The organism is Pseudomonas sp. EL_65y_Pfl1_R83 (assembly GCF_963970695.1).
Lineage (GTDB): Bacteria > Pseudomonadota > Gammaproteobacteria > Pseudomonadales > Pseudomonadaceae > Aquipseudomonas > Aquipseudomonas tritici.
Genome location: NZ_CAXAQI010000422.1, coordinates 1 through 455 on the forward strand (window position 1 = coordinate 1; position 455 = coordinate 455).

General features: G+C 73.4%; 1 protein-coding gene. It reads left to right on the forward strand.

Going from position 1 to position 455, the window contains the following annotated elements; translation table 11 throughout:
* The coding region (locus tag AACY08_RS29620; RefSeq protein WP_339472640.1) for a DUF2163 domain-containing protein at positions 1 to 455 on the forward strand (455 nt) is incomplete at both ends.

Sequence of the window (455 nt, forward strand, 5' to 3'; positions counted from 1 at the left end):
TCGGCGATCAAGCGCAGCGCCGGACTCGAGGCCGATACGATGGACATTACCGGTGCGCTGACCAGCGCGGCGATTGCCGAAGGTGATCTGTTGGCGGGGCGTTGGGATGGGGCGCGGGTGGCGTTGTTCGCGGTTGACTGGACCGGCAGCGGCGCGACGCAAGTGGCGCTGGGCGAAGGGACGATCGGCGCGGTTGAGACCGACCGCGGGGCCTTTACCGCCGAATTGCGCGGGGTGAGTGCGGCGCTCGAGCGGCCCGTGGTCGAGGCGACCTCGCCCGAATGCCGGGCCGAGCTGGGCGACAAACGCTGCCGCGTGGCGATGGCGGGGCGGCGGCGTCGAGTGAGGGTGACGGGCGCGGCGGGGCAGGTGGTTACGGTGGGGGCGGTCGAGCCGAGGGACAAGGGGGAGGGCGCGGGGCTGCTGCGGGGGATCGGCGGGGAGCAGGGCGTGCG